This window comes from Frankia sp. CpI1-P (assembly GCF_001421075.1).
Lineage (GTDB): Bacteria > Actinomycetota > Actinomycetes > Frankiales > Frankiaceae > Frankia > Frankia torreyi.
This window is the reverse complement of record NZ_LJJX01000003.1, coordinates 73,643-99,348: the sequence shown is the minus strand read 5'-3', so window position 1 is coordinate 99,348 and position 25,706 is coordinate 73,643. Positions and strand designations below refer to the sequence as shown.

The following is a 25,706-nucleotide window of genomic DNA, read 5'->3' as shown; positions in this document are numbered from 1 at the left end:
TCCGTCCGCTTGATCGAATCAATCGACAGATCAGCCTCAAGATCCAGATCCGGCTCCAACATCTCCACCGGATAACCCGTCTGCTCCCCGATCACTCCCACCACCACATCCGACACCGCCGACCGCTCCACCACCGTGGACCGGACCACCGGCGCCGCGGAGCCGCCAGCAGCCGCGGGGGCGCCGACCGGCGGCAGGGCCGCGCCCGCCACGTCCGCCACGTCCGCCACGGGGGCGGACCGGGGCACCGCGGGCGTCACCGGTACGCCGGCGCTTCGCGCCTGCTCCGGCTGGGCCTGGCGGGGGACCGCGGGGGTGGCCGCGACGCGGTCGACGCCGTCGATGCCGTCACGCGACGCCGGGCGGCCGAGTCCGGTCGGGTCGTAGCCCAGGTAGCCCAGCACCACGTCGCGCTGTGCCGCGACCAGCTCGCGGGTGGTCCGCAGGAACTCCAACACCACGGCGTCCACCGGGCCGCCACCTCCAAGCTCGGGCAGTGCGGCGGCGAGGACCGCCGGATCGTCGATCGGGTCAGCGGGAACGAGCGGTGGCGCCGGGTCCTGCGGGACGAATCCCCGCACGCCCGCGATCTCGGGAAGCTCCCCACCGGCCGCCGCCGCGGTCTGTGCCGCCGCGGTCTGTGCCGCCGCGGTCTGTGCCGCCGCGGTTGGAGATGCCGCCGCGAGGGACGCGGATGGTGCCTGCGCGCGAGAGACGGGTGGCACCGTGAAGCGGGGTCCCGCCGGTGCGGCCTCGGCGGCCGCGCCCGGACCGGCGGCGAGGGCCAGTCGGGTCGGCGACCGCAGGGCGCCCGGCAGGAAACGGCCGTCGGCGGTGCGCACGTAGGCCCCGTCGATCAGCCAGCCGGGCCGGCGCGGCACGTCCGCGTCGCTCACCACCCGGGCGTCACGCCCGGTGAACAGGGGCGCCGAGTCGACACCGACGCCGGCCGCGGCGAGCTCGGCGAGCGCGAGCAGCAACCGGCGCAGCCCCGGCTCCCCCGCGACGTCGGTGGCCACGACCCGATGCGGCCGGCCGGCGAGGATCTTGCCGACGAGCTGCGAGAGCACCCGACCGGGGCCGGCCTCGACGAAGGTCCGCACGCCGGCCGCGTACATCGCCTCGATCTGCTCGACGAACCGCACCGGCGCCGCCACCTGGCCGGCGAGCGTCGCCCGCACCTGCTCCGGTGCCGCCGGATACGGCTGGGCGGTGGTGTTGGACCACACCGGCAGTGCCGGGGCCGCGACGTCGAGCGCGTCGAGGCGGTCGGCGAGCGCGCCGGCGGCCGCGGCCACGACCGGGCTGTGGAACGCGCAGGCCACCGGGATCGGCCGGGCGGCCAGGCCGGCCCGGCCGAGGGCGGCCACGGCCTCGCCCACGGCGGCGGTCGGCCCGGAGATCACGCTTTGCCGCGGGGCGTTGTGGTTGGCGACTACGACGTGAGCGCCGACGTCGCCGGCGGTGGCACCGAGTTCGGCCAGCGCCTCGCGCACGCGCTCGACGGGCGCCTGGACGGCGGCCATCGTGCCCGGGTCATCCCCCGCCGCGGCGAGGATCGCGGCGGCCCGTGCCTCGCTCAGGCCGACGAGGTCGGCCCGGTCGAGCGCGCCGGCGGCGCACAGGGCGACCAGTTCGCCGTAGGAGTGGCCGCCGACGTGGTCCGGGCGGACGCCGAACCCGGTGAGCAGGTCGTGCACGGCGAGGCCGGCGAGGNCGAGCGTCGGCTGGGCCGCCCGCGTGTCGGTGATCGCCACCACCTGCTCGGCCTTCTGTTCCCGGGTGAACGCGGCCGGCGGGAACATCGTCTCGGCCCACTGGGGGGCCAGGTCGAGCACGGCACGCAGCCGGGGGAAGGCGACGAACAGATCGGCGAGCATGCCCGGCCGCTGGCTGCCCTGGCCGGGGAACAGGAAGGCGGTCGCGCCCGGCTCGGCGTCGTCGCGGACGAACACCCCGGCGCGCGGGTCCGCCGTGAACGTCCGCGCCGCCTCGATGGCGGCGGGCAGCCCGTCGAGATCGTCGGCGACGAACGCGACCTGCACCGGGCCGCCACCGGCCGCGCAGGTGGTGCGGGCCAGGTCCCGCAGGCGGAACGGCCGCCCGGCGTCGTCGTTCGTCGTGACCAGGGCGGCGAGGCGGTCCAGCGCCCGGCTGGCAGCCGCCCGGTCGGCGCCGCGCACGGCGAACAGCTCCGCGGGCCAGTGGTCCAGGCCGTGGGCGGGTTCCGGCCCGCCGTCGTAGGCGGACAGCACGACGTGGAAGTTGGTGCCACCGAAGCCGAACGCCGAGACCCCGGCGTGGCGCTGGCCGGCGGGTGCCGCCCAGGGCTTGGCGGCCTCGTCGAAGTAGAACGGGCTGGTCTCGCCGTCCCAGTAGGCGTTGGGGGTGTCGATGTGCAGGGTCGGCGGGCGCACGCCGGTCTCGACCGCCTTCGCCACCTTGATCAGCCCGGCCAGGCCGGCGGCGCACTTGGTGTGCCCGATCTGCGACTTCACCGAACCGACCGCGCACTGGCCGGGGGTCGCGCCGTGGTCGGTGAACACCTCGGTGAGGGTGGCGAGCTCGGTGCGGTCGCCGACGACCGTGCCGGTGGCGTGCGCCTCCAGCAGGCCGACGTCGCTCGGGGAGATGCCGGCCCGCGCGTAGGCCCGTTCCAGGGAGAGCACCTGGCCGGCCTTGCGGGGCGCGGTCAGCCCGAGCGCGCGGCCGTCGGAGGAGCCGGCGACGGCCCGGATGACCGCGTGGATGCGGTCGCCGTCGCGCTCGGCGTCGGCGAGCCGCTTGAGCACGACGACGGCGACCCCCTCACCCAGGCTGGTGCCGTCGGCGCCGGAGTCGAAGCTGCGGCAGCGTCCCTGCGGCGACAGCGCGTGCACCGAGGAGAACAGCAGGAAGTCGTGGGCGCCGGCGTGGGTGTCCACCCCGCCGCAGAGCACCAGGTCGGAGCTGCCGGCGAGCAGCTCCTTGCAGCCGGCGTCGAGCGCGGCCAGCGACGAGGCGCACGCCGCGTCGACGGTGAAGTTCACCCCGCCGAGGTCGAGCCGGTTGGCCACCCGCCCGGCGATGACGTTCGCCAGCATGCCGGGGAAGGAGTCCTCGTCCAGTTCCGGCAGGAACTCCTCGAGCTCGGCGGGCAACTGCCCGAGCAGGCCCGGCCACAGTGAGCGCAGCCCGTAGGCGCCGGACAGGTCGGTGCCGGCCTCGGTGCCGAAGACGACCGAGGCGCGGGAGCGGTCGAACGGCCGACCCTCGCCGGCCGCCTTCTGCCCCGTGTCCTTCTGCCCCGTGTCATAACCGGCGCTGCGCAGCGCGCGGGTGGCGACCTCGAGGGCGAGGAGCTGGCTGGTCTCGATGCTGCGCAGGGACCGCGGCGGGATGCCGTAGGCCAGCGCGTCGAACGGGATCCGCGGNAGGAAACCGCCCCACTTCGACGGGGTGCGGCGTCCGGCGTCCTTCACCACCGCGTCGGCCGAGTAATACACCTCGGGGTCCCAGCGGTCGATGGGCACCTCGCGGATCGCGTCGTTGCCGGCGACGACGTTCGCCCAGAACGTGGCGAGGTCGGGGGCGTCGGGGAAGATCGCGGACATCCCGACGATCGCGATGTCGAGCGGCTGACCGGCGGGACGGGAGGCCGCCGCAGCCGCCGTCACCGTCGCCACCGCCGGGCGATCGACGCCGGTCGCCCGGCCCCGCTCGCCGCCGGAACCCGTACCCGTACCTGCACCCGCGCCGGCCATGTCCGCCTCGTTCCCTTCGCCGCCCGCCGGGCGTCGCGTACCGTCGACCGACCCGAGCGCGGGCTCCTGCCCGGCCGGCACGCCGAGTTCGGCGGCCCGGTCGGCGAGACCGGCGGTGGCCCGCGTGGTCACCTCGTCGTGCAGGGCGGCGATGCTCGTGCGGTCCGAGCGCAGCGCCGCCACCTGTCCGATCATGAACATGCCGTCCCGGACCTGGGCCGCCGGATCGACCTGGACGACCTCGGCACCGTCGCGGCGCAGCCCCTTGCTGGCCACCCGCAGCCGGCCGAGGTTGAGCGCCTNCAGCTCCTCCCACATCTGCTGGCGGGGCGTGGCGGCGGCGAGCAGCTCGCGGCGACGGTCGAGGAAGGTGTGGACGTAGGCGGACTCGACGCATCGGGTGGCGTGCCCCGGGGACGTCTCCAGCAGCACCGTGCGCTCGCAGTCGAGGGCGGCCTGCTGGAAGCCGGGCAGGATCGCGCCGGAGGCGACGGCCTCATCGGTGAAGAGGTAGGCCGTGCCCATCAGCACGCCGATGCCGGCGCCCCGTTCGGCGAGTGGGGCTGCCGCGGCGGCGACCATGGCCGCCGAGCGGGCGTCGTGCACCCCACCGGCGAACAGCAGGTGCAGGCCGGCGAAGAAGTCCGGGCCGGCCTGGTCGCTCTCGCCGAACGCGAGCAGCCCCGCGATCTGCGCCTCCCACAGCGGGAAGCTCGCCCGCGGCCCGACGTGCCCGCCGCACTCCCGCCCCTCGAAGACGAACTTGCGCGCCCCGTCGGCCAGGAACCGGTGCAGCAGGCCCGGGGACGGCACATGCAGGAACGTGTCGATGCCGGCCGCCTCCAGCGGCGCCGCCTGCGCCGGCCGGCCGCCGGCCACGATCGCGCACGGCGGACGAACGTCGCGCACGGCGGCGAGCTGCTCGTTGCGCAGGGCCGCCGGGGCGAAACCGAGCAGGCCCACGCCCCACGGCGCGTCCTGGAGCAGGTCGGCGGTTTCCGTCAGCAGCGCGCGGCAGTCCTCGCCGTTCATCAGCGCCAGAGCGAGGAACGGCAGTCCGCCCTCGTCGGCGACCGCGCGGGCGAACGCAGCCCGGTCGCTGACCCGGGTCATCGGTCCCTGCGCGACGGGATGCCGCAGCCCCCGTGCGGCCGCGAACGGCGCGCCGACGGCCAACGGCCGGGTGCGGGCGGCGGCCGCGATGCCGTCCCGGATACCCTCGCGCACCGCCCGCACCACCCCGGCGGCGCTGCCGTGCCGGTCGGCGAGCGTGGCGGCGAAGGCGCCGTCCTGGCCGATCGGGAGGAACTGGTCGACCAGGTCGCGGGCGCCGAGCCGGGCCGCTACCGCGGCGGCGGCCGCGGCACCGTCGGCCGCGCCGTCGTCCCCGCCGGACCCGCCTCGGCCGCCGCCCGCGGGGGCGGTGACCGCGCCGTCCGAGGCGAGTTCCCCGCCGGTGTCGCGCAGGTCGGCCGCGGGCCGCTCGATCCGCCCGGCGAGGGCGGCGATGGGCAGATCTGGCCGGATGTAGAGCCGGTGGCCGGCGTGCAGGATGGTCTCGCTGCCGTCCATGGCCCGCACGGCGGCGGCCACCTGCTCGGGCAGCTCCACCTCCCGGACCAGGGCGAGCTGGGAGTCGAGCACGACCCCCGCCGCGCCGCCCGCCACCGCCGCCGCGGCCGTGGCGGGGCCGATCCCCCCGGCGGCGAAGACGGGCACCGCGCCGCCCGCGTCGTCCCGCAGCCCGGCGGCGAGCAGGTGCTGCAGCAGGGTGAACGTGGTCAGGTCGCCGACGACGCCACCGGACTCGTTGCCCCGCGCGACGAGCCCGACCGCGCCGGCCGCGACCGCGCCACGGGCCTGCGCAACCGAGGTCACCTCCGCCCAGACCCGCCGGCCCCGCCGGATCAGCTCCCCCGGCTCCCAGCGCCGGTCGGTCCCCGGGCCGCCCGCCGCGACGAGCTCGCCGGCCGAGGCACCGCCCGGTCGGGGGGCGAGCACCACGAGATCCACCGCGGCAGGCAGCTCGTCCGGGTCGACCGGGCAGCCGGCGGCGACCCGTACCCCGAAGCGTCCCGGCGTCCAGCGCGCCGCGTCCCGCAGGGCGTCGCGCGCCGCCCGCGCCGAGCGCCCCAGGTCGAGGACGCCGAGACCGCCGGCCCGCGTCACGGCTGCGACGAGGGCGGCGGCGGGCTGGGCGAACGGTGTGATCACGACAACCAGCTCGCGTGCGTCGAGCGGGTCGGGCGCGTCGGAACCGGCCGGGGAGGCCTCGGGTGACACGCGGGGTGCGGTGGTCATCGGCAGGTCCTCCTGGCAGGTCGCGGCCGGGGGCAGGGNGATGAGGGGGACGAACTAGTCCGGGTCACTGGGCCCGCCGAGGCCGTCCGATCGTCCGACCGGTCCCGCGCCTCCAGCGCGTGGTCCGCCCCCGGGTCACCACAAGGCCATATCCAGGACAAGAGGCGCACCCACCAAACCAACGTGATGGACACGTTCCGGNCGACGGGATCGTCGACATCATCGGTGACCTCCTGGCCGGTGCCGCTGGGCGACAGACGTCCCGGGGAAGCTGCATCTGCACTGACTACGCGGAAAGCGAACGGACCCCCAACAACTCTCGCGGAACTGGTGCGCCCGGCGCCCGGAGCGACCGACTTCCTTAGCCGACCCGGTACCGTCAACGTGCGCGGAATACTAGTCGGCTCGGTCCGGAGCACTGCACGGTGGCAGGCCAAAGTCACGATCACACGCGCCTTGGAGAGCGGCTGTGATCGCCGTGACCTGGTCGGAGCCCCTTCGGCCCAGCGGTTCCCCCGCCGCCGGACATCGCCGGTGATGTCGCGGCTCGGGATTACGCAGAGCCCGCGCGGATGTGCACCGGGCGACCTCATCAATCCCGGTGACGATCGGCGGAGGTCACGAATTGGTAGCACGCAGGCGGTATCCCGGACCGCCGAACCCGGCGGTTTCNATTCGACTTCGGTCGGCTAAAGGGGCGATGAACAGTCGAGGCTACATTCCTCGGACACGGACCAGCACGCGCAAGGCCAGAAGAAAACGGAAGCGAGAGTGGCGCCGCGGAAGGTATCGAACCACGGGTGTAGGGCATCCGGAAATCGATCGTGGTAACCGCCGGCCGGGTCAGTCACCGGCGGTCGGGTGGCCCCTTCGGGCCCCACCCGGCTAGCAAGGACACGGGTCAACCTAGTCACAGCGTGCCATCAGCCGCAAGCGGGGCCGAGCGGAAAGATGACGACGTTCATCACCGTGCCACCCAACCGGACCAGCCTGCTACGACGGGCAAGGGTCAGCATCCCACAGATGGGGCATGACGCGCATCTGACGCAGAAGCCATAAATATGATGATCTACGATAATCAGGACAAGACGGGGACCAGCGGGACCCGTCGGCACGGCCCGCTGACACGGCCCGCCCTGGCCTTCCTTCGGTGGCCGCTGCCATCGGGGCAGGGTGGACGGCACCCGAGGCGCTCACGTGGACGCGGCGCGGCGGCGAACCACCGGTAGGTGATTGCCCGAACCGCTGCTCGGCCATCCGACCGTCAGGAATCGACCGTGACGGGGTGGCGCACGACGACGGCGGCAACCGGCGGGCCCGGGCCCGCCGACGCCAGGCCTGGGCGGCCCACAGGGTAGCGACGGCCAGCACGCCCGGCAGGGGACAGCCATCGGCGGCCGCCGGGGGCGGCGCTGCGCGAGGACCGGGACATCGGGGCTGCTCGGGTCGTGCGAGCCCCGGACATGACACGACCGCGGGTGGCGCGGCCGGTCTCGGCCCGCGCCACCCGCGGTTCGTCGGAAGTCAGTTGTCGAGGCGCGCCGTGGCGCGTCGCGTCGGTGCGCCGGCCTTCCGCCCTGCGGGCGGGCCGACCGGCCTGCGGGCCCCATGGGTCGATGGGCACCTGGCGCCCGCGCCGTCGCGGCACGGGCCGGTCTCCTCGCCGGGCATGTCCGGCCTGGTCAGGCTGCCGGGCAGGCCCGGCGTGTTGCCGGCCGGTAGACGACCGGCCAGCATGAGGACCGCCGCCGCGGCCGAGGACCGGCATCCGGGGTCCGGGGTGGGAGCGGCGGCAAGGGCAGGGGCAGGGTGCCGGGGCGGCAGCGGGCCGCAGACGCGCGACCTCGAACCGTGACNCGTCGCGTCTGGACGCGGCCGGGGTTCTCCGACGGTCGGGTCAGTTCCTTGACCGGCGAGTCAGGGCCGGGGCGGGCTGGGCGGCGCGAACGCGCTGGTCTCGCGTTGCCAGGCGATGGCGAGCTGCGTGCGGTTCGAGCATCCCGTCGCCACGAGAGCGTGGGTGAGGTGATGCTTGACCGTGTCGATGCTGATGCACAGCGCCTCGGCGACCTGCCGGTTGGACCGGCCCTCGGCGACGAGTCGCACCACGTCCCGTTCGCGGGCGGACAGCCGTCCCGCGACGGACGGACCGGGATCGGTCCGGATGTAGAAGCGCAGCAGGTTGCCGAGATGGCGGCCGAGGACGGCGCCGACCGCCCGGTCCCGCGGGCCGAACGCGCCCGGCCGCGAGTCCAGCAGGGAGATGAGCGCGCCCACGTTCGACGGACCGAACAGGCGCACGAGCAGCTTGGCGTGGATGCCGTGGGCGCGCAGGAAGCGCTCGAGGCGCATTCGCACCTCGGGACGCTCCGGAACGCCCAGGTCGTCGAGGGTGGCAAGGCCACGCTCGCGGACCGAACGCAGGCTTTCCGGGTTGCTCAGCGCCTCCAGCTCCCGGTAGCGCTCCATGTACGGGCCGGCGAGGCGCAGGGCGAGGCCCCGGCCGGTGGGCCGGGCGTCCTGGAACGCCGTCTCGATCGAGGAGCCCAGGAAGAAGGCCGAATGGCGATAGCCCAGGTGGCGGGCCATGCCGTCGAGGGCCAGTTCACGGAAGGAAGCCAGCGAGGAGGCCCGCTCGCAGTCCTCCACGACGCGCAGGATGCCGCGCAGCTCGGCCGCGCCGAGTGCGAGGTCCCGCGGCATCGGGGCGCCGGCGCGGGCGGCGGCCACGCCCGGGCGCATCGGCGCACCCGGGGCGGTCCGGGCGGCGGGCGCGCCCGGGACCTCACCGCGTCCCATGGGGGACCCGGTCATCGGGGGCCCGGAGCGGGGATGAGACAATTGCCGAGCAGTGGCACTTCCCGTGCTCGTGGTCGGTGCGGGGTGCCGCGCCGGCGCCGGTGCCGCACGATGTGGGGTGGTCGGCGGAGCGGGTGAGCTCGCCGAGGCTCGCCTGGCGATGTGACCCGCCATGCCTATCTCGGTCGATGTGTCCACGGTCACGCCGATTCGCGGCCGATGGGGCGCGTCCTCGCCGATAGCATCGGTCGAGCGGGGAACTCGGTCGGTCACGCGTGCCTCCGGGGGTCAGACTCAGAATCAAACCGGGCGGTAGTCCGGTTGTGGCGATGCCACCGGGTGAATTTCCGGTGAAGATGGACATGTTCGGCAAGCGTAGGGCCCACCTCCCTCGCTACGCCACCAGTTGCCCGCGCCCCTCATTCGCAGTCGGGCCAAACCCACCGCTTCGGTGGGAGAATCGTGCCCCCAACCCGGCCATATATTTCCGGGCCCGCCACCCTCGCGCGTGAAGTGTCCACTTCGCGTGATTTTTCCCTCCCGGAACCATCCCCTAAACGGGCCACCTCGCCAGCGGTATGCGGGCCCTGCGGGCCCCCGCTCGCCCGCGCAGGCCGGGATCCAGCCCGGCGGCGGGGCCGGACGGCGCGACGGACGCGAAACGTTCCCGCCACCCGCCACCCTCCACAATGGGTGACCACCTACCCACTAGGTGCCTCACCGGCATGGGCCATCGTCACCGAGGGTATTGATATAGGCGGCCCACCGTTTCGGTAGGGGCACCTCCGCCGGTCCCCCGCGAGGTCCAACGCCCACGACGCATCCCGCCGGATTCGCGCAGACCCGGTACGGTCTCGCGCCACCGATGCCCTCCCACCGAAGCCGGGCGGCGGGCGACCATCCCGGTCCGCCGCCGCCCCGCCCGCGGGACGAACGAGGTGAACAACTGATGACCCTGGGTCTGTCGGTCTTCCTGGTTGTGGCGGGTGCCACGCTGCGATACGCCCTGACGTGGCGAGTGGTCGGGGTAGATCTCCCGGTTCTGGGTCTGATTCTGATGGTCGCGGGGATCGTCACCTCGGTCATCTGCGTGCTCCGGGCCGTCGTGCCACTGCCGACGCGGGCCGCGGCTCGCGAACGCGGCGCCGACCTCCGCGGCTGGTCCGCAGACGCCGACGGCCGGGGTCAGGCGAGCGATTGGCCGCTACGTCGGACGATCCCGCTGACCGACGGCCGACGGGGTGGGACCGCGCGGCCCGCATCCGCCGATTCCCTGACCGTTCCGGACGTGCCCGGCGTCGCCGCCCCCTTCCCCGGCGCGGACGCAGACGCGGACGCGCTCGAGTTCCGGGAGCCGTATCCGGACCTTACGCAGCGGCCGTACCTCACGCTGGAACAACACGTCTTCGGCGACCGGGACGAGGCCGAGCCGGCCGAGCCCCGTGACGAAGCCGGAATCTGAGGCGACCGGACCTCCTGGCCCGCCGCCGCCGGCGGCGGCGGATTCTCGCAGTTCGCCGTCCGGGAATCCGGCCGCCTCACCGCCTCAGGCCGTCTCAACGCCTCAGTCCGTCTCAGTGCCTCAGACCGCCTCAGCGCCTCAGCGCCTCGGACCGTCTCAGAGCAGGTGGAGTTCGCGGGCGCGGTGCACCGCGTCCCGGCGCCGCGGCACGTCGAGCTTGCGATAAATGCTCTTCAGGTGCGTCTTCACGGTGTTCACCGAAACGTAGAGCTCGGCCGCGATCTCGGCGGTCGTCAGCATCGTCGGCAGGTAGCTGAGAACCGCGAGCTCCCGATCGCTGAGGCGGTCACCGGCCGCCGGACCCCCGCCGGGCCGACGCCGGTCCGGCTCCCGAAACCACCGGTCCGCCGCCCCGGCCCGCGGGACGCCACCGAACGCGTCGCCCCCCGCGCCCGGGTGCGGACCCGGGTACGCGCCGCCGGGTCTCCGGCTGTGCCGAGCCGGGTTGGCCGTGGATCCCGGTCCGCCCGATCCGCCCGATCCGCCCGGCCCGCCCGGCCGCGAGGCCCCGGGCGGCGGCGGGCGGCGGCGCCAGTCGACCGGGGCGCCCGCGCTGCCGCTCCCACCGCCCCGGATGTGGGATGAGTCCAGGCCTACCGCCGGCGGGCCGCCGGCCGTGGGCGCCTTGGGCGAGCCGGCGGCGGGAATCCCTCGCCCGGGCGGCGAGGCGTACTCCCCGCTGTGCCGGGAACCGCCGCCACCACCGTGGCCGGCGCCGGCCCGCCCGGACGGCGTGCCGCCGGGCGCCGGCCACGGCAGCCGGCCGCCCGCGGCTGTGGGCCGGGCAGGCGGGACCGACCGGGCCGGAGCGGGCACCAGCACGCCCGAGCCTCGCGTCCCGGTCTCCAGCGCAACCCGGCGCTGGTCGACACCAGGTCTCGGCAAGAGCTCGGCCCCCGCGACCACTCCGGCGCCGTCTGCAGCCGGCCCGCCGGCCGCACCCACCCCGCCGGCCGGCTCACCTCCGCCGAGCGTGGTCGCTGCGCCGGCCGCCCCACCTCCGCTGGCCAGGCCGACTCCGCCCACGAGGCCGACCCCGCCCGCCGGGCCGACCCCGCCCGCCGCNGTGACTCCGCCGCCCGATCGGTCTCCGGGCCCCGCTCGCCACGTCCCGGCACTCGCCGTCGGCGCGGCTGCGGCTGCGGCTGCGGCTGCGGCTGCACGCAGGCTGTCGACGAACTCGGGATGGGCGGCGGCCAGCCCCGGATGCGCGTCGAGCAGCGCCAGCAGCTCATCGCCAAGATCGAGAAACGGAGCGGCCAACCCCTCGTCCTCGGCGAGGACCAGGGCCCGGGCGAGCAGCCCGGTCGCCCGAGCGTGATCATCACGGCGGGCCGCCGCGACGGCCGCGAGCGCGCACGCGGCGACGACCGGACCGCCCCCGCCGCCGTCGGCGCGCAGCAGACCGGCGACCGCGTTCTCGGCCGCGTCCAGATCCGCGCAGCCAAGATCAGCCCGTGCCGCGGCCAGCGCCAGGACGTGGTCCGGGCGACGGCCGTCGACGGGGCGCCCCAGTGCCTGCCGCGCGGCCTGGGCGTTGCCGACCGCAAGCAGCAGGTCGACCTCGACGGCCTGCCACAGCGACAGACACAGCGGCGGACCGGCCGGACGGCCCCGCCCGCTGAGCAGGCGGCGGGCAGTGCGAACGTCGTCCGGACGACCCCGCCGGCACCGCGACCGTGCGTCCAGCACAACGACGAGATCGAGCAGATGCGGCGGATGCCCAGGCCCCAGCCCGGACCGGGCGGCCTGGAGGTGACCCACCACCCGTTCCTCGTCGGCCCGGGCGATGGCCACCATCGCCATCGCGAGATGCGCCTCGACGGCACCGGCCATCCCCGGCGGATTGGCGACGGTAGCATCGCCTTCCGTCGCGTCAACCCAGCCGACAAGCGCGGAGACGGCACTGATCGTCGCACCATCCTTCCCCACCGTGGTGCTGGGAAGGGTCGCCTCGCCGGGGCGAGCGCTCAGCTCGCCGACCGCAGCGAACACCACCGCGGCCGCCGACTCGGNCAGCCGAAGCCGGCCCCGTAGCGCGTAGGCGAGCGCCAACGCGCCGGCCGCGGACATCTCGACCAGCCGGGCCCCCGCCAGCCGGGCCGCCTCGACCCCCTCGATCAACGCGTCCACCGCGGGCTCGGCGCGGCCGAGCCACAGCTCTGCCCGCCCCCGCCCGCACCAGGCGAGCGCCGTGACGATCTCGCCGAGACGATCGTCGTCCCGGCCGGGTGAGCCGGGTGGCCATGCCGCGCCCGGCCGGTCCGGCCAGCCACCCGCGCCACCAATCAGGGTCGGTTCGACGCGAGCGGATGATGGCAGGCCATCCTGCTCGGCGGGTCGATCGGCGGGTCGATCGGCGGGCCCGGCGGCCGGTCCGTCGCTGCGGAGCGGTCCGTCGCTGCGGGGCGGCGCGCTCACCCGCCGGCCAGAGCGCCGCCGCTGGCTGGTGCCAACGTCCGGGCCGGCGCGCAGCAGGCGACGGGCCACCCCGAGCATCTCCTCGCCCGCCCCGACCAACTCGGCCCGGCGCAGCTCGACGAGATCAGCCTGGGTGGACAGCGCAGGGCGCCGGGAGATCGCCGCCGCCGCGATCGCCACGCGGGCCATCTCCAGGCACCGGGTCGCCTTCGCCACCCGGCCGTGGCGAAGATGCCCGTCCGCGGCGACCAACGCGCATTCGGGCGCCCACGACACCCACGACGCCGGCATCGCCGCGAGGGTTGGTTCGAGCCGGAGCGCTGCGCCGGACAGCGCGTCCACCATCCCGGCGCCGTCGACAAGCAGGCAGGACGCATACCACCAGTCGCCGGCCCACGCCGCGTGCCGCACCGCCTCAGCCGGCCGGCGGTGCGCGGCGAACCACAGCGCCGCCCGCAGATGCAGCTCGTCGACGTCCTCGGTGCGGTCTCGCGCCAGGTCGGAGCGCAGCAGCGCGGCGAACAGCCGGTGGTACCGGAACCGGAGCCCGTCGTGGTGCGCGACCACGAACCCGTACCGTTGCGCGATCTCCGCGAGCACCTGCGCCGCCGGGGCCAGGTCCGCCTCTCCCACCACGGCGTCGGCCAGCGGGCCGGTCATCGACTCCAGCACGCTGGTGCGCAGCAGGAAACGGTGGACCGCCGGGGGCTGGCGGGCGAGCAGCTCCGCGCGCAGGAACTCGACGATCTCCGGTGTTGCGGCCAGCGAGGCCGACGGCGGATCCGGATCCGCGGCCCTCACCCGTCCCCCGACCGGCGCCCACTGCGGTACGGACGCCGACGATGCCCACGGCGAAGACCCTCCGGTCCGGCCACCGGCCCGCTCCGCGTCGAGCGCACCGCCGAGGCGGGCCGCCGCCCCACGGCCCAGGGCACCCGCCGCCAGGCGCAGGCCGGCCGGCCATCCCTCGGTGGCGTGCAGCAGTCCGCCGACCAGTCCCGCCGTCGCCGACACCCCTTGTGCCCGCAGAAGATCGACGGCCTCGGACCGGGTGAACGCCAGCGCGCCCGCACCGATCTCGGTGACCCGCCCGGCGGCGCGCAACCGGTGCAGCGCCACCGGCGTCGTCCGACCCACCAGGATCGTCCGGACACGCTCGCCGACCTCGTTGACCAGGAGTTCCAGCCCGTCGAGGTCACTGCGCCCGTGCAGGAGGTGGACGTCGTCCAGGACGAGCACGAACGGCGCCGGTAGGTCGGCGAGAAGATTGGCAAGCTGCCGGTAGCCGCGGTCGGGCGGGTGGTGCGCCGTGGCGGCGCCGGGAGGGGCGAGATCGGCACCGGCCGGGATGAGGCCGGCGCGGCCGAGACCGTGCAGAAGTTGCGGCCACAACGGCACGGTCGGACCGCCGGGAACCGTCGGCGTCGCCGCCGGATCGATCCGGATCCAGACGAACGGTGGCTGCGCGGGCCGGGCTGCGACCCAACCGGCGAGCAGCGTGGTCTTGCCCCACCCGGCCGGGGCCCGGACCACGGTGAGCGGGCGCGTCACGGCCTCGTCGAGTACCTGGCGCAGTCGGGGCCGGTCGAGGCAGTCGGACGGGGGCATCGGCACGACGAAGTGGCCGCGTACCAGGGGCAGGCCGGCGGCCGCGACCGGCCGGGGCGCCGCACGGCCGTCCGGACCGGACACGGGATCCGGACCTGGGGCGGCCTCGGCCGAGCCGAGGGGGGCCCGATGGGCGGGCGCAACGGGATGGGACGGGACAGCACCGGGCACCAGTGACTGTTCATCGAGCATTCCACACCACCCCCACGGCAAGTTGCTCTCGGTAGTGGTACAGCTACTCGGCCGTATGAGCAACCTGTCGTTCCCCGGCGCCGCCGCCGCCACCGGCTGGGCGACGGGGCAGGCCGGACGGGCCCGGACGACTCGCCGTACGCGGCCGTCCCCGAACCGACATCCGCAACGCCGCCAGCGACGGGCGGATCGGGGACGGGGGCACCAGGTCGGGGGCCCACGTTCAGGTGTCCCGCGCAGCCGCGCCGGTCAGCCCCGCGACTCGCACCGGACGACTCCCGATGTCCGCAACGCGGAGCCGGCGGTGGCGTGCGGATGCCCGCCATCCCCCCGGATAGCGGTCCAATGAATAACAGGTGGTGGCGAACAGCGCCCCAGGACGGCGGCCACGGTCACGAACGCGGTCGCGGCACGCCGCCCGGCGTGGGTTCGCGCCCCGCCNGGGTCATCCCCGTCGCGGCCCTCCCCCGGTGCTGGCGGTGCTGGTGGTCCTGGCTTGGTGCTGGTGGTCCTGGCTGGTGCTGGTGGTCCTGGCTGGTGCTGGTAGTGCTGGTGCTGGCGGCCCGGACGAGGGCGGCGGCGGGCCGACCGGGGGGCGTCGGGTCGGTCATGACGCCCGCCGTGCCGACCGCCGATCCCCCGGACCTGTCAGGCCGCGCAGTCCGAGCAGACGATGCGGCGTGGATCCGCCAACTGGCTGCGGTGCTGCACCAGAAAGCACTGGGTGCAGGTGAACTCGTCCGCCTGCCGAGGAAGCACCCGCAGCGACAGTTCCTCGTCGCGGACCTCGGCGTCGGGCAGGTCCAGTTCGGCCTCGAGGGCGTCCATGTCGTCCCCGAGGTCCGCCGCAGCGCCCGCGCGCTGCGCCTTGAGCGTCTCCAGGCTCTGCTCCTGGAGCTCGTCCTCCTCGACATCCGTGCTTCGCCGAGCGTCGAAGTCACGAGCCATGCGTCTCCTTCCTTTCCCTGCCGTCGTTCCCCAGGGGTTATGCCAACCCGCGGGTAGTGGTTCCCGCCGAACACGGGGAGCCATTCAACACGGCACCCCGGGACATCGGCTGGCTACGGTACGCAATAACCCCGAGGATGGGGGATGCAGTGCCTTATGTCCGCATTTCCCGGTGCCTCCGCCACATCCAAGGGTCCCGGCCGGAACGCGGATCTCCAAAGCCGAGCGAAGGATACGGGGCGCAACCGCGTCAGGCCAGACAGGGGGCCGTCGGCGCGGTGTCGCTCCCACCACATTCACGACCGGACGTCACGACCCGGGCGGATCGCCTCCATCCCGATCGATGCGGCACCGTACACCATTCGGGCCCGGGGGCAGCGCCGGGTGGTCGGTGGATGGCGCACGCACACCAGGCGGGGTTGCCCCGCCCCGGGGCGAGGCCTCAGAGGTAGAGACCGGCGAGCCCGTCGTCGAGCCGCTCGGCCGCGACGGCGTGCAGGTCCCNCTCCCGCAGCAGAACGTAGGTGGTCGAGTGCAGCTCGACCTCGGCGCGGTCCTCGGGGTCGAACAGCACCCGGTCACCGACCTGGATGGTCCGCACCGCGGTACCGACCGCGACCACGTCGGCCCACGACAACCGCTTGCCCATGTGCGCGGTCGGCGGGATGACGATGCCGGCCTTCGACCGCCGGTCCACGGCGTCCTCCCGGGGCTCGACGAGCACCCGGTCGTGGAGAAGCCTGATCGGCAACGCCCCGGCCTGCATGACCCCCGCCTGGGTGCCCGCCCCGGCCACGCCACCGACCCCGTTGACACCGCCGGACACAACGCTCACAGGGCGGACACTACCCGCCCGCGCCGGGCGCGCGGCACCCCCGGCGGTCTTTACGTGCGGACGGGCGCACCGTGCGCGCGCCCGGCGGATGGGGACACCGTCCATCTCGGACTGACCGCCGGCGCCCCTCCGCCTTCCGCGCCGCCCTGGTCCCGGCGTCCGTGGTCCCGGCGTCCGTGGTCCCGGCACGCCGACCCGGATCGACATCGTGCGACCGATTGACCTGGGGTAACGAGTTGATGCACGCAATCGGCGTTGCCGGCATCGCGCACTATCGGCGCAGAGCCCTCCGAAACCTCCCCGGATGGGGAATGGTCCCCCAACGGGGTATAAGCTGCCGCCCATCGCTGCCCGGGCTGGCGCTGACGGGCGGCGTGCCGTGGCACCTCTCGATCGTCCGTTGGCGCCCAGGTAACCGTCGGCACGTAACGAACCTCAGGGATGGGGCACCACCATGGCATTGCGCATCAGTGTCGATCTCGATGGTCTGCGCTGGGCCGATCTGTTCCGCTTCGTCGATCTGGCCCGCAACGGTGGGATCAGTGCGGAGGATCAGGTCGACGTCATCACCTACGGCAGCGACCCGATGTCGGTCAGCCTCTCCGCCCGCATCTACCCGGCGACCGAGAGCTTTCTGGCCTCGGAGCAGCCGGACGCGTCCGGTGATGGTCTGCGCGGTGCCCCGCTCTCGATCGCCCCCGGTAGCGCCACCCCCAACGGCTCGGGATTCGCTTACGACGGAGGTTCCGCCGAGCGGAACGCCGGCCAGAACGGCACGCATTACCCCGCGTTCGACAACGGCCAGGATCGCGCCGGCGCGGCGGGCGGGGGCAACCTGCCGCCGTACGGTCCCGGTTACGACGCGCCGACCGACCGAGGTGGGCCCGCGCCCGGTGGCCATTACCCCGCCTTCGACGGCCAGCCCGACCGGATGTCACCGAACGGTGGCGGTCAGTTCGCGGGATTCGAGCCATTTGATCGATCCGGACCGGGCAAGGAGCCCGGAGGTGCCCCCGGGCAGGTCGAAAGTCCCTACATCGAGGAATTCGCCCGCCTTCAGGAGGGCCTGATGCGCCAGGTTCGGCGCACCGACGAGGTCCGGCCGGACCGTTCCTGATCAGCGATTAGCCCCGTCGCGCCGCCGCGATTCCCGGGCCCCGGCCGGGAGGTGACCGCGCACCCGTCCGCCAGGCGGCCCGCCACCATGCTCACGGCAGGTGAGGAGGAGAAGACCGTCAGCGTCGCCCNGTGCCGCCCATCGGACGCGGACCGTGAGTCAGCCGTGACGGCACCCTCCATGGTTCTACGCCGTTCGCACCCTCTCGCCCGCTATGGTGCATGCTGCCTGTGATGGACGATCCGCGCCTTGCCGACGTCGAGCAATATCACGGGCGTTTGCGCTCCGAGCTCGACGTCATCGCGCGTGGGCCCGTTCTGGTCGGCCCGAAGATCATTGAGCACATCCATTCCCTGATCACGCTCATTGATCTGCACCAACCGAACGAATTTGATCTCTGCCTGAGCTGCGACCGGCTCTGGCCCTGCGCCTCGATCATCGCCATCACCGGTATCTCGCAGGACGCCGGAGACGGCGCCCACAACGGCGAGGCCGAGTCGGGCTACGACGAGCCCGGGGCCGAGAGCGGCGCCCTCGCGGCCGCCCACGCCGCCGCACCCGACACCGGCCGACCGCCTCCCCCGCCGCCTGCCGGCTACGACGACCGGGAGCACAGCCGGGACGACCGCTCCGACCGCGGAGCCGAAGACCAGCGCTTCGGTGAGCCACGGTTCGGTGACCCGAGGTCCAGTGGGCCGCGGTTCGACGAGCCGAGGTTCGACGGCCAGCGGCCGGACGACCGGCGGTTCGCCCCCCAGAGCGTCGACGACCAGAGCCTGCACGACCGAAGCTTCGACGATCCGCGATCCGAGGACCGAGGCTTCGACGACCGGCGGCCCGAGGACCGAGGCTTCGACGACCGGCGGCCCGAGGACCGAGGCTTCGACGACCGGCGCTTCGACGATCACAGTGCGGGCGGTCGGCCCCAGGAGGGTCGCCCGCACGCCGGCCGGGACCGCGACGATCGCGGCATCGCAACCCACCCGGACGCAGGGCGGGACCGCGGTCACGTCCCGCAGCCGGGTCCGGGCCGTCCCCCGATGGACGTCGCGGCGCAATCGCGCCAGCCGGCCCTGCCGGGCACCCGACCCGCCGGCCCGCCGCCGCCCGCCCGCCCCGGCCCGCCCACGCCCACGCCGCCGCCCTCGGTGCCAGGTCGGCCTGGCGGCACGCTGCCGGCGGTCGCGGCGTACGGCGGAACCATGCCCGGCGACGTCGACCGGTCCCCGGACCGCACCCGTGACGGCTATGCCGACTACCCGCCGGCGGTCGCGGCCGGGCAGCCGACCCCGGCCCGGCCGACGGGGCCCGCGCCGCGGATCCCGGCACCGCCCGGCATGCCCCGCCCGAGCGGCGCGACCCCCAGGCTGCCCGGGATCAACGATGCGGGCCGACGACCGACCGCGGAAGTCGGCCGCAACGACGGGTCCTCGGGACGCCACTACGCGCCCCACCCCAACGGCACTGCGCCCCACCCCAACAGCACTGCAGCCCATCCGTCGGCCGGCGCGCCGAACCTGCCCGGCACCACGCCGCCCTCCCCGGGGACGCCGCGCCAGCCCGGGGCACCCGGTTTCGCACCGGCGCCCACGGCGGCGAGCAGGCCGTCCTCGGCGCAGCCGCGGGCCACGGGCGCGTTCCCAGTCGCCGGGGAAGCCGGCCGGGAGCGACCGGACGAGTACGGCTCGGCGCTGCCGGGCCTGGCGCCCCCCGCGCCTGCCGCCGGCCGACCGGGCCGAGCGGCCGATGTGCCGGCGCGCCCGACCGGCGCTCAGCCCCGGTTGGCGGGCGGCCAGCGGCCGGACGGGCCGCCGGACGCCTTCCCGAGTCAGCCCTTGCCGGTCGATCACAGCGCGCCGCCCGGATATCCCGATCGGGTGTCCGTGCCGGCGTCCCGGCCCGCACCGCCGATCTCCGGCCCGGTCGAGATGGCGTCGGCGCGGGCGAACGGCACCTGGTCGCCACCCCAGCACGCGCAGCAGGCTCGCGCCGCCGGCCCGGCGGCCCGCGGGCCGGTGGACGGCCCGGGCGAGCCCGGACGCCCGGACGGACCGGGCGCCCCCGGCCGAGCTGAGGGGCCGCGCATGCGGGCCAATCCGGGAGCTGGTCCGAACCACGAGGGATCGCGGCTCCCCCCGGGCCGCGTCGGAGGCGACGGCCCAGCCGGCCTCCGCCAGCCCCTGCCGCCAGGCGCCGACCACGAACGGTCCGTCACGCTCGGCGGTGGCCCGCCGCACCGCGGCGACGCCCCGCCCGAGCGTCGGCCCGCGGGCTGGCACACGGACGGCGATCTGCCCGGTCGTCCCGGGCAGGACGGCCCCGGCTGGGCGGGCCCGGACCCGCGGGAGCGGCGGGGCCGAGGGCAGACACCTGCGCCGGACCGGGCAGGACCCCCCACCGGCGCGCCCCCACCGAACGGCCGATCGCCCTACGCGGCGCCCGCCGGAAGCCCGGCAGGCGTGGTGGCGGGTGCGGAACGCCCGGGGAGTCCCGGCCGCGGCCGTCCGCTCGGGGCGGGCGGTTCCGGCACGCCGAACCCGCCGGGCCGCGGGCCGGATCCCCGCCCGGGGCGCCCCGGGCGGGCCGAGCCGCCTCGCCGGCCGGGTGGCCAGCCGGATCGGTCCGGGACCGCGTCGGCTCGGGAGGCCGAGCTGTCGGCGGCGGCCGCGCGCATCGACCAGGCCCAGGTAGACGAGGTGACCCAGGCCTGGTTGGCACGCCGCGAATCCGTGCTGGACGGCATCGACGTCATCTGAGCCCCCGGCAGACCCCGCTGCGCCGCATGCCGAGCCGTGTCCCGCGGCGCGTCGTTGCCCCGGATGGCCACGCCGCGCGGTATCCAGATGCGGCACGTGGTCGTCAAGGCGACCGAGGGCCACGGACGGTGCAGGTTTGAGGTGGCGAGCGGTGTGGCACGTACGCGTCGCCGGGCAGCTCGCCTGGCGCGAGGACGGCAACGGACGACGGAGTTGTCCCGCCCGATTTCACGGAAGGTGAGGCGTGGCCGAAGCACTGACCGCACGCTTCGACCTGCCCGCCGATCCTCGCGCCGCCGGCCGGGCCCGCCGTCTGGTCGCCGAACTGCTCGTCGCCTGGAGCCGCCCCGAGACCGTCGAGGTCGCGCAGCTACTCGTCAGCGAGGTCGTGACCAACGCCGTGCGGTTCGTCGGCGACCGGGAGGCGCTGTGCCTGACCGTCGAGCTGCAGGCCGACCGGATCCGCATCGCCGTCGACGACGGGACCGCGCAGCATCCGGCGCTGAAGCCCGCGGGGGAGGACGACGAGTCCGGACGGGGCATGCACCTGGTCGCCGCGCTGGCGCTGCAGTGGGGTGTCGTCGACATCCTGGACGAGCAGGGGCCGGGCAAGCAGGTCTGGTTCGATCTCCCCCGCCAGCCGGATCCGCCCCGCCAGGAGGAATCGCTGGAGGCGGCCTGCGGCTCCTGACGGAGTCCCGAACGCCACCCGGCACCAATCACCCGAAGAAGTGTAAAAGCGGCTTTTCTGCCACATATCTCTGACATGTCTCGCACGTGGCCCCGCGGGGCACCGCCCATGTGGCCATCACCGGCACCATTGGATGATTTGTCCGCTCCATGCGCCGACGACCGGAGTTAGTCAGGCCGACAATGCGGATGCTTCAGGTGTTGTTCAGGCAACTCGCGTACCGTGACCTGCGTCTCCATCGTCACGACCGTGACCACTGCTCCGGCCCTACGGGGGTTGTCATAGAGATCCCGGTCCTGCTCGGCGCGGAGAGCGCCACCGTACCGACCGACCAGCCCGAGACGCTGCCCCACCAGCGCCGCCGCCCGGCCAGGCCCGAGGGTGCCGGGGCCGTGCTGGTGGAGCACCCGGCCGGTGTCACCGACCCCGACCGTCACGTCTTTCACGAGCCCCTCGCGGTCGGCTTGGCACGGTCCCGGCGCCGGCCCCTGGTCTGCGGGATCGTCGTCGCGGCACTGCTGGTCGTGCTGGCGGTGCGCTTCCGCGGGGACGCCGTCTCCCGGCTGTCCGGGGTGCCCGCCCCGCGGTGGCACTGGCTCNCCGCGTGCGCCTGCTGCACGGCGCTGTTCTACGTCGCCAACGGCCTGTCCATGCGGGCGGCCAGCGGCCTGCGGGTGGAGCTGCGCACGGTGACGGGCGTCCAGGTGGCGGCCGCGGCGACGAACCGGATCGTCCCCGCCGGCCTCGGCGCCATCGCGGTCCATCTGCGGTTCCTGGAGAAGCGCGGGATGACCCGGCCCGCGGCGCTCGCCGCCATCGCGTCGATCAAGGGTGCCGGCGCGATCACCCACCTGGCCGGCATCGTCATCGTGGCCGGGACACTCAGCGGTTCGGGGATCGGCGAGGCGGTGGTCAGCCCCGTCCGGTCCACCCTCGACGGGATCGGCGCGGGGCCGGTCCNGCTCGGCTGCGTGGTCGTCTGCGCGCTCGTGACCGGGACCGTCGCCCACCCGCGGGTGCGGGTGATGGCGCGGCCCGCCGTCCGGGCGTTCCGCGCCCACGTGTCGGTCCTCGCGCACTCCCCCGGACGCACCACGGTCCTGTTGCTGTCCCAGGCCGGCACCCGCCTGTTCCAGATCCTGGCGCTGGCCTGCACGGTCTGGGCGTTCGGGGCCAGCATCTCGGTGATGGCGGTGGCCACCGTCTACCTCGTCGGCTCCATGGTGGCCGGCGCGGCGCCGACGGCCGGCGGGGTAGGCGCGCTCGAACCCGCGCTGGCCTTCGGGTTGGCGGCCGCCGGCGGCGACGCGGCGACCATGCTCGCCGCCGTCCTCGTCTACCGGGTGATCAGCTTCTGGTTGCCGGTCCTGCCCGGAATCGTCGCCCTAGCCGGCCTGCGGCGCAGCGGGAACCTGTAACGCGCCGGCCCGGGGCGCCGGGCGTCGCGACGTGGATCAGGTCAGGTCAGGCGGGCAGGTTGAGGGCCTCGACCACCGGCGCCTCGTGCTCGTGGCCGAGCACCGACAGCCCGCCCGCGGCCAGCACGAGGTACGCCCCGGCCCGGGGCGGCAGGCCGAGCCAGCGGGCGACGAGCACCCGCAGCATGTGCCCGTGCCCGACGAGCGCGACGTCGCCGCGCCTCAGCCAGGGGCGCAGCCGGCCCAGCACCGCGTCGGCACGCGCGCCGACCTGTTCGACGGTCTCGCCGCCGGGCACCGGCGCGGTCCACACCGTCCAGCCGGGCACTGTCTCGCGGATCGTCGCCGTGGTGATCCCCTCGTAGCCGCCGTAGTCCCATTCGACCAGGTCGTCCCAGCTCTCCCGCTCGGTCTCGGGGGTGGCGACCAGGCCGGCGAGGTCGGCGGTGCGGCGAGCCCGAGCCCGCGGGCTGGTCGCGACGAGCCTGAAGGACCACGTCGACAGCCGGGCGGCCTGCCCGGCGGCCTGGCGTTCCCCCTCNGCGGTGAGCTCGACATCCGTGCGGCCGGTGTGCCGACCGAGCCGGCTCCACTCGGTCTCCCCGTGGCGCAGCAGCACCACTCGGCCCGGCGGAACCTGTGCGGTCATCCGCGGCGGGACGACCGGTGCCGACGGCGCCGGACCCCGCCGGCGAACAGCAGCAGGCCCCCGCCGACCAGTGCCACCCGATCCCACCGCACGACCCGCACGAGGGTGACGCCGCCCTGGGACAGCCGGTTCGCCCCGGGCCCGCCGACCTGGCCGCCGCCGGGGACCAGCACCCCGCCGGCCGCGGCGCCGGATCCCGCCGGTAGCTGCGGTGCACCCGGCCCCGGGCCGAGCCCGAGCGCGGGACCGTAGCGCTGCCGCAGCTCGGCAGCCTTGATCCGAAGCTGCTCCTGAGTGCGTTCGGCGATCCGGCGTGGGCTGACGATCTCGGCGATCGAGTCGATCGTCTCGGCCAGTTCGGCGCGGGTCTCCTCGATCTGCCGCTGGATGACGGCCGGGTCCTGCGGCACGAATGTTGCCCTCTCGTCCGGTGCGGATGGCGGCGGTCACGGTGCGCGCCGATCACTCGCCGCCGCACCGCGGACGTCCCCGCCAGGCGCGGCCCTGTCGGGTGTGACTCCGTCAGGTGCGGCCCTGTCGGGTGCCGCCCTGCCGGATGCGACCCCCTCGGGTGCGGCCGGCCTGTTCCGATCGTGCCAGACCGATCACCCCCCGGCGAGGCGAAACGTCGAGTGGTCGCCAGGAGGTCTCTCACGTTTATCCACGCGTGCCGGCTTGCCCCCACTTCGGCNCCTGCCCCGCCCGCCATCCCCGGCCCACCTCCGCGGATCAGCCCAGGCCGTCGACCGGCTCGCCGACGCCGGCCCAGACTGACCGGGGATCGTGAGTCGCCGGACATTACGCTGATGGCTGTGCGCGGCGGTCGGCAACGGTCTGACCCGGGAGGGCATCGCCCCGGGCCGACCAGTCCTGACCCCCTGCACCCACGCGATCCCCCGCACCCGCGGCGCGGCGGGGTGCTCACCGACGCGATCCCCCGCGGCACACTCGCGGGAGCCGCGTTCGCGGTGCCGGCGGTGGCCTGGGCGCTCCTCGCCCACCTACCGCTGGCCGGCCAGGCACCGCCGCCCGGCCGGCTGCTCCTCGTCGTGTTGGCCGCCGTCCTGCTCGCCGCCGCGGCCGAAATCATCCGATCGGCCGTGGCCGCCTGCCAGGCCGCCCCCGGGGCCCGTCGCCAGCATGACCCGCGCCAGCATGACCCGCGCCGACGGATCGGCGGGCCACGGTCGTTCGGCGGTCTGCTCGCCGTCCAGGGCCTCCTGCACGCGGCGCTCGCCGCCGCCGGCTGCGGGGCCGCGCCGCGGACTGCGCGGGGCGATCCCCTGTTCGGCCTGCTCCTCTGCCACGACAGCCAGGCCGGGGCCGCGTCGGCGGCGCACACCACGGGGGCGGTGGTCGGCCCGGCGCTTCACCCCGGGCTGACGCACGTCGATCCGGCGCTGCTGGCGGCCGCCCGCCGGGTCTCCGCCGGGGCCGGATCGGGCCACGCGCCCGCCGCGGGGCATCAGCACCTCGGTGGCCTGGCCGCTCTCGGCTCCGGGTCCGCCTCGGCCGCCGCCGTCGCGCTGGCGATGCTGCTGACCCACACCTTGGCAGCGGCGTTGATGTTCTGGTGGGCCCGCCGCGGCGCGGAGGTGCTGGCCGCCGCCGGTCGGCTGCTGGCTCGCCGGCTGCCCGCCCTACCGGCGGCCCCGCCGGCCCCGATGCCGGCCCCGCGGCTCGTGCGGCCCCGGCGAGCCCGGTCGGTGGGACGGCCGCGCCTGGCGTTGCTGCGTCACGCCGTCGCCCGGCGCGGCCCGCCGACGCCGCTCGCCAGCAGATCGTTCCGGGATGCGCCGTGGCGGGTCGCAGCGGTCTAGCCCCGCTGCGCCGCGGGCCGGGCAGGGCACCGCGCCGTCGCCTGTGCCATCGCCGCACGTCCCCGTTCCGTCCCGTCAGCCCGTCATCCACCGCGTCCGCGGCGATCACCTTTGATCACGCTCGCCGCCGGCCGGTGGCGATCCCGCGCGCCTGCGGCGCCCGCTCCTGGAGTGTCATGTCCCTGATCCGTCCCCGTCGCGAGGCATCCATCCGCCTCGGGCGGTCCCCCTCCCGCCACGCGGTTCCGCCTGCTCCGCCGTCCCCCCCGGCCGGGCCGCCCTCGCAAACCCAATCCTCCCCGGCCGTCCAGCCGTCCCCGGCCGTCCAGTCGTCCCCGGCCGTCCAGTCGTCCCCGGCCGTCCAGTCGTCCCCGGCCGTCCAGTCGTCCTTTGCCGCTCAGCCGTCGCCGCCGGCCGGTCGGCGCCGGTCGAGGCGGCTGATCGGCGTTCTTGGGTCGGCGTTGGCCGTCTCGTCGCTGTTGCTGGTCACCGCCTGCGCCGGTTCCGGAACGAACAACGGGGTGACCATCGTCGACGCGGGCGACGGCGACAACGACGGGTTGCACGGCACCGTCCCGGCGCAGCGGCTGGCCAAACCCGCCCTGAACCTGACCGACACCGAAGGGCGCCCCTTCGACCTGCGAGAACGGACAAAGGGAAAAATCACCCTGCTGTTCTTCGGCTACACGCACTGCCCCGATGTCTGCCCGACGACGATGGCGGACATCTCCTCCGCACTCACCGAGGTCAAACCGGACGTACGGCAGCAGATCGCGGTCGTTTTCGTGACGTCCGATCCTGATCGGGATACCGGGCCGGTTCTCAGTCGTTGGCTTAGGCAGTTCGACGCGACCTTCATCGGGGTCCGTGGCACGTTCGACCGGAT

13 protein-coding genes and 10 pseudogenes are annotated in these 25,706 nt (G+C 75.1%); 9 read left to right on the top strand and 14 right to left on the bottom strand.

The genetic code is table 11. The annotated features are described in order from the left end of the window. The 5 genes and pseudogenes from FF86_RS39245 to FF86_RS03115 form a co-directional block, all read right to left on the bottom strand. Window positions 1-1,716: pseudogene (locus tag FF86_RS39245) on the bottom strand (acyltransferase domain-containing protein); the annotation flags it as partial. Window position 1,717: 1 nt separating this feature from the next. Beyond that, window positions 1,718-3,413 (bottom strand): annotated as a pseudogene (locus FF86_RS39240) (beta-ketoacyl synthase N-terminal-like domain-containing protein); the annotation flags it as partial. A gap of 1 nt (window position 3,414) precedes the next feature. Further along, a pseudogene (locus tag FF86_RS64870) lies at window positions 3,415-4,045 on the bottom strand (beta-ketoacyl synthase N-terminal-like domain-containing protein); the annotation flags it as partial. 1 nt (window position 4,046) lies between these two features. Then, on the bottom strand, window positions 4,047-6,044 hold a 1,998-nt coding region (locus tag FF86_RS39230), incomplete at its 3' end, for a nitronate monooxygenase (RefSeq protein WP_242418081.1). 1,917 nt (window positions 6,045-7,961) lie between these two features. Beyond that, window positions 7,962-8,843 (bottom strand): LuxR C-terminal-related transcriptional regulator, encoded by an 882-nt coding sequence (locus tag FF86_RS03115; protein WP_044884354.1) that lies wholly within the window; start codon window positions 8,841-8,843, stop codon window positions 7,962-7,964. Between the two features lie 949 nt (window positions 8,844-9,792). Here FF86_RS03115 and FF86_RS03110 point away from each other — a divergent pair. Next, window positions 9,793-10,305 (top strand): hypothetical protein, encoded by a 513-nt coding sequence (locus FF86_RS03110; protein WP_044884355.1) that lies wholly within the window; start codon window positions 9,793-9,795, stop codon window positions 10,303-10,305. A 156-nt stretch (window positions 10,306-10,461) separates the two neighbouring features. Here FF86_RS03110 and FF86_RS64865 read toward each other — a convergent pair whose 3' ends face one another. From FF86_RS64865 to FF86_RS03095, 6 genes and pseudogenes are all read right to left on the bottom strand, one after another. Continuing rightward, window positions 10,462-11,181, bottom strand: a complete 720-nt coding sequence (locus tag FF86_RS64865; RefSeq protein WP_396229750.1) for a LuxR C-terminal-related transcriptional regulator — start codon at window positions 11,179-11,181, stop codon at window positions 10,462-10,464. Window positions 11,182-11,431: 250 nt separating this feature from the next. Continuing rightward, a pseudogene (locus FF86_RS64860) lies at window positions 11,432-12,165 on the bottom strand (LuxR family transcriptional regulator); the annotation flags it as partial. A 216-nt stretch (window positions 12,166-12,381) separates the two neighbouring features. Next, a pseudogene (locus FF86_RS35250) lies at window positions 12,382-14,478 on the bottom strand (LuxR family transcriptional regulator); the annotation flags it as partial. Window positions 14,479-15,234: 756 nt separating this feature from the next. Next, window positions 15,235-15,534: a DUF4193 family protein gene (locus tag FF86_RS03100; protein WP_009740125.1), complete on the bottom strand. Its 300-nt coding sequence runs from the start codon at window positions 15,532-15,534 to the stop codon at window positions 15,235-15,237. 442 nt (window positions 15,535-15,976) lie between these two features. Further along, a pseudogene (locus tag FF86_RS39225) lies at window positions 15,977-16,038 on the bottom strand (co-chaperone GroES); the annotation flags it as partial. A gap of 1 nt (window position 16,039) precedes the next feature. Then, window positions 16,040-16,369 (bottom strand): co-chaperone GroES (locus FF86_RS03095; RefSeq protein ID WP_242418080.1); only part of this gene is annotated, 330 nt, incomplete at its 3' end. Window positions 16,370-16,823: 454 nt separating this feature from the next. Here FF86_RS03095 and FF86_RS03090 point away from each other — a divergent pair. The 6 genes and pseudogenes from FF86_RS03090 to FF86_RS39210 all read left to right on the top strand — a co-directional run. Then, a complete protein-coding gene (locus FF86_RS03090; protein ID WP_044884357.1) occupies window positions 16,824-17,486 on the top strand; it encodes a hypothetical protein in 663 nt (220 codons plus the stop codon). 233 nt (window positions 17,487-17,719) lie between these two features. Continuing rightward, entirely contained in the window at window positions 17,720-20,242 is a 2,523-nt protein-coding gene (locus FF86_RS03085; RefSeq protein ID WP_044884358.1) for a hypothetical protein, read from the top strand. Window positions 20,243-20,486: 244 nt separating this feature from the next. Further along, window positions 20,487-20,933, top strand: a complete 447-nt coding sequence (locus FF86_RS03080; RefSeq protein ID WP_044884359.1) for an ATP-binding protein — start codon at window positions 20,487-20,489, stop codon at window positions 20,931-20,933. A gap of 149 nt (window positions 20,934-21,082) precedes the next feature. Continuing rightward, a pseudogene (locus tag FF86_RS39220) lies at window positions 21,083-21,532 on the top strand (UPF0104 family protein); the annotation flags it as partial. A gap of 1 nt (window position 21,533) precedes the next feature. Further along, window positions 21,534-21,893 (top strand): annotated as a pseudogene (locus FF86_RS39215) (UPF0104 family protein); the annotation flags it as partial. Between the two features lies 1 nt (window position 21,894). Then, on the top strand, window positions 21,895-22,351 hold a 457-nt coding region (locus FF86_RS39210), incomplete at its 5' end, for a flippase-like domain-containing protein (protein WP_242418079.1). Window positions 22,352-22,397: 46 nt separating this feature from the next. Here FF86_RS39210 and FF86_RS03070 read toward each other — a convergent pair. From FF86_RS03070 to FF86_RS03065, 3 genes and pseudogenes are all read right to left on the bottom strand, one after another. After that, a pseudogene (locus FF86_RS03070) lies at window positions 22,398-22,892 on the bottom strand (histidine phosphatase family protein); the annotation flags it as partial. A gap of 1 nt (window position 22,893) precedes the next feature. After that, the coding region (locus FF86_RS64855; RefSeq protein WP_396229749.1) for a histidine phosphatase family protein at window positions 22,894-23,087 on the bottom strand (194 nt) is incomplete at its 3' end. Continuing rightward, the gene (locus FF86_RS03065; protein ID WP_055406788.1) at window positions 22,997-23,410 is read right to left on the bottom strand and encodes a DUF3618 domain-containing protein; all 414 of its coding nucleotides are present in this window, start codon (window positions 23,408-23,410) and stop codon (window positions 22,997-22,999) included. The genes FF86_RS64855 and FF86_RS03065, both read right to left, overlap by 91 nt. 507 nt (window positions 23,411-23,917) lie before the next feature. Here FF86_RS03065 and FF86_RS03060 point away from each other — a divergent pair. Both FF86_RS03060 and FF86_RS39200 read left to right on the top strand, forming a co-directional pair. After that, window positions 23,918-24,820, top strand: a complete 903-nt coding sequence (locus tag FF86_RS03060; RefSeq protein ID WP_236705649.1) for a hypothetical protein — start codon at window positions 23,918-23,920, stop codon at window positions 24,818-24,820. A gap of 521 nt (window positions 24,821-25,341) precedes the next feature. After that, window positions 25,342-25,706 (top strand): annotated as a pseudogene (locus FF86_RS39200) (SCO family protein); the annotation flags it as partial.

What these genes read in the sequence shown, in the direction of transcription:
- FF86_RS03115 (WP_044884354.1), bottom strand. Translation starts at nt 8,843, where the DNA reads ATGGGACGCGGTGAGGTCCCGGGCGCGCCCGCCGCCCGGACCGCCCCG.
- FF86_RS03110 (WP_044884355.1), top strand. Translation starts at nt 9,793, where the DNA reads ATGACCCTGGGTCTGTCGGTCTTCCTGGTTGTGGCGGGTGCCACGCTG.
- FF86_RS03100 (WP_009740125.1), bottom strand. Translation starts at nt 15,534, where the DNA reads ATGGCTCGTGACTTCGACGCTCGGCGAAGCACGGATGTCGAGGAGGAC.
- FF86_RS03090 (WP_044884357.1), top strand. Translation starts at nt 16,824, where the DNA reads ATGGCATTGCGCATCAGTGTCGATCTCGATGGTCTGCGCTGGGCCGAT.
- FF86_RS03085 (WP_044884358.1), top strand. Translation starts at nt 17,720, where the DNA reads ATGGACGATCCGCGCCTTGCCGACGTCGAGCAATATCACGGGCGTTTG.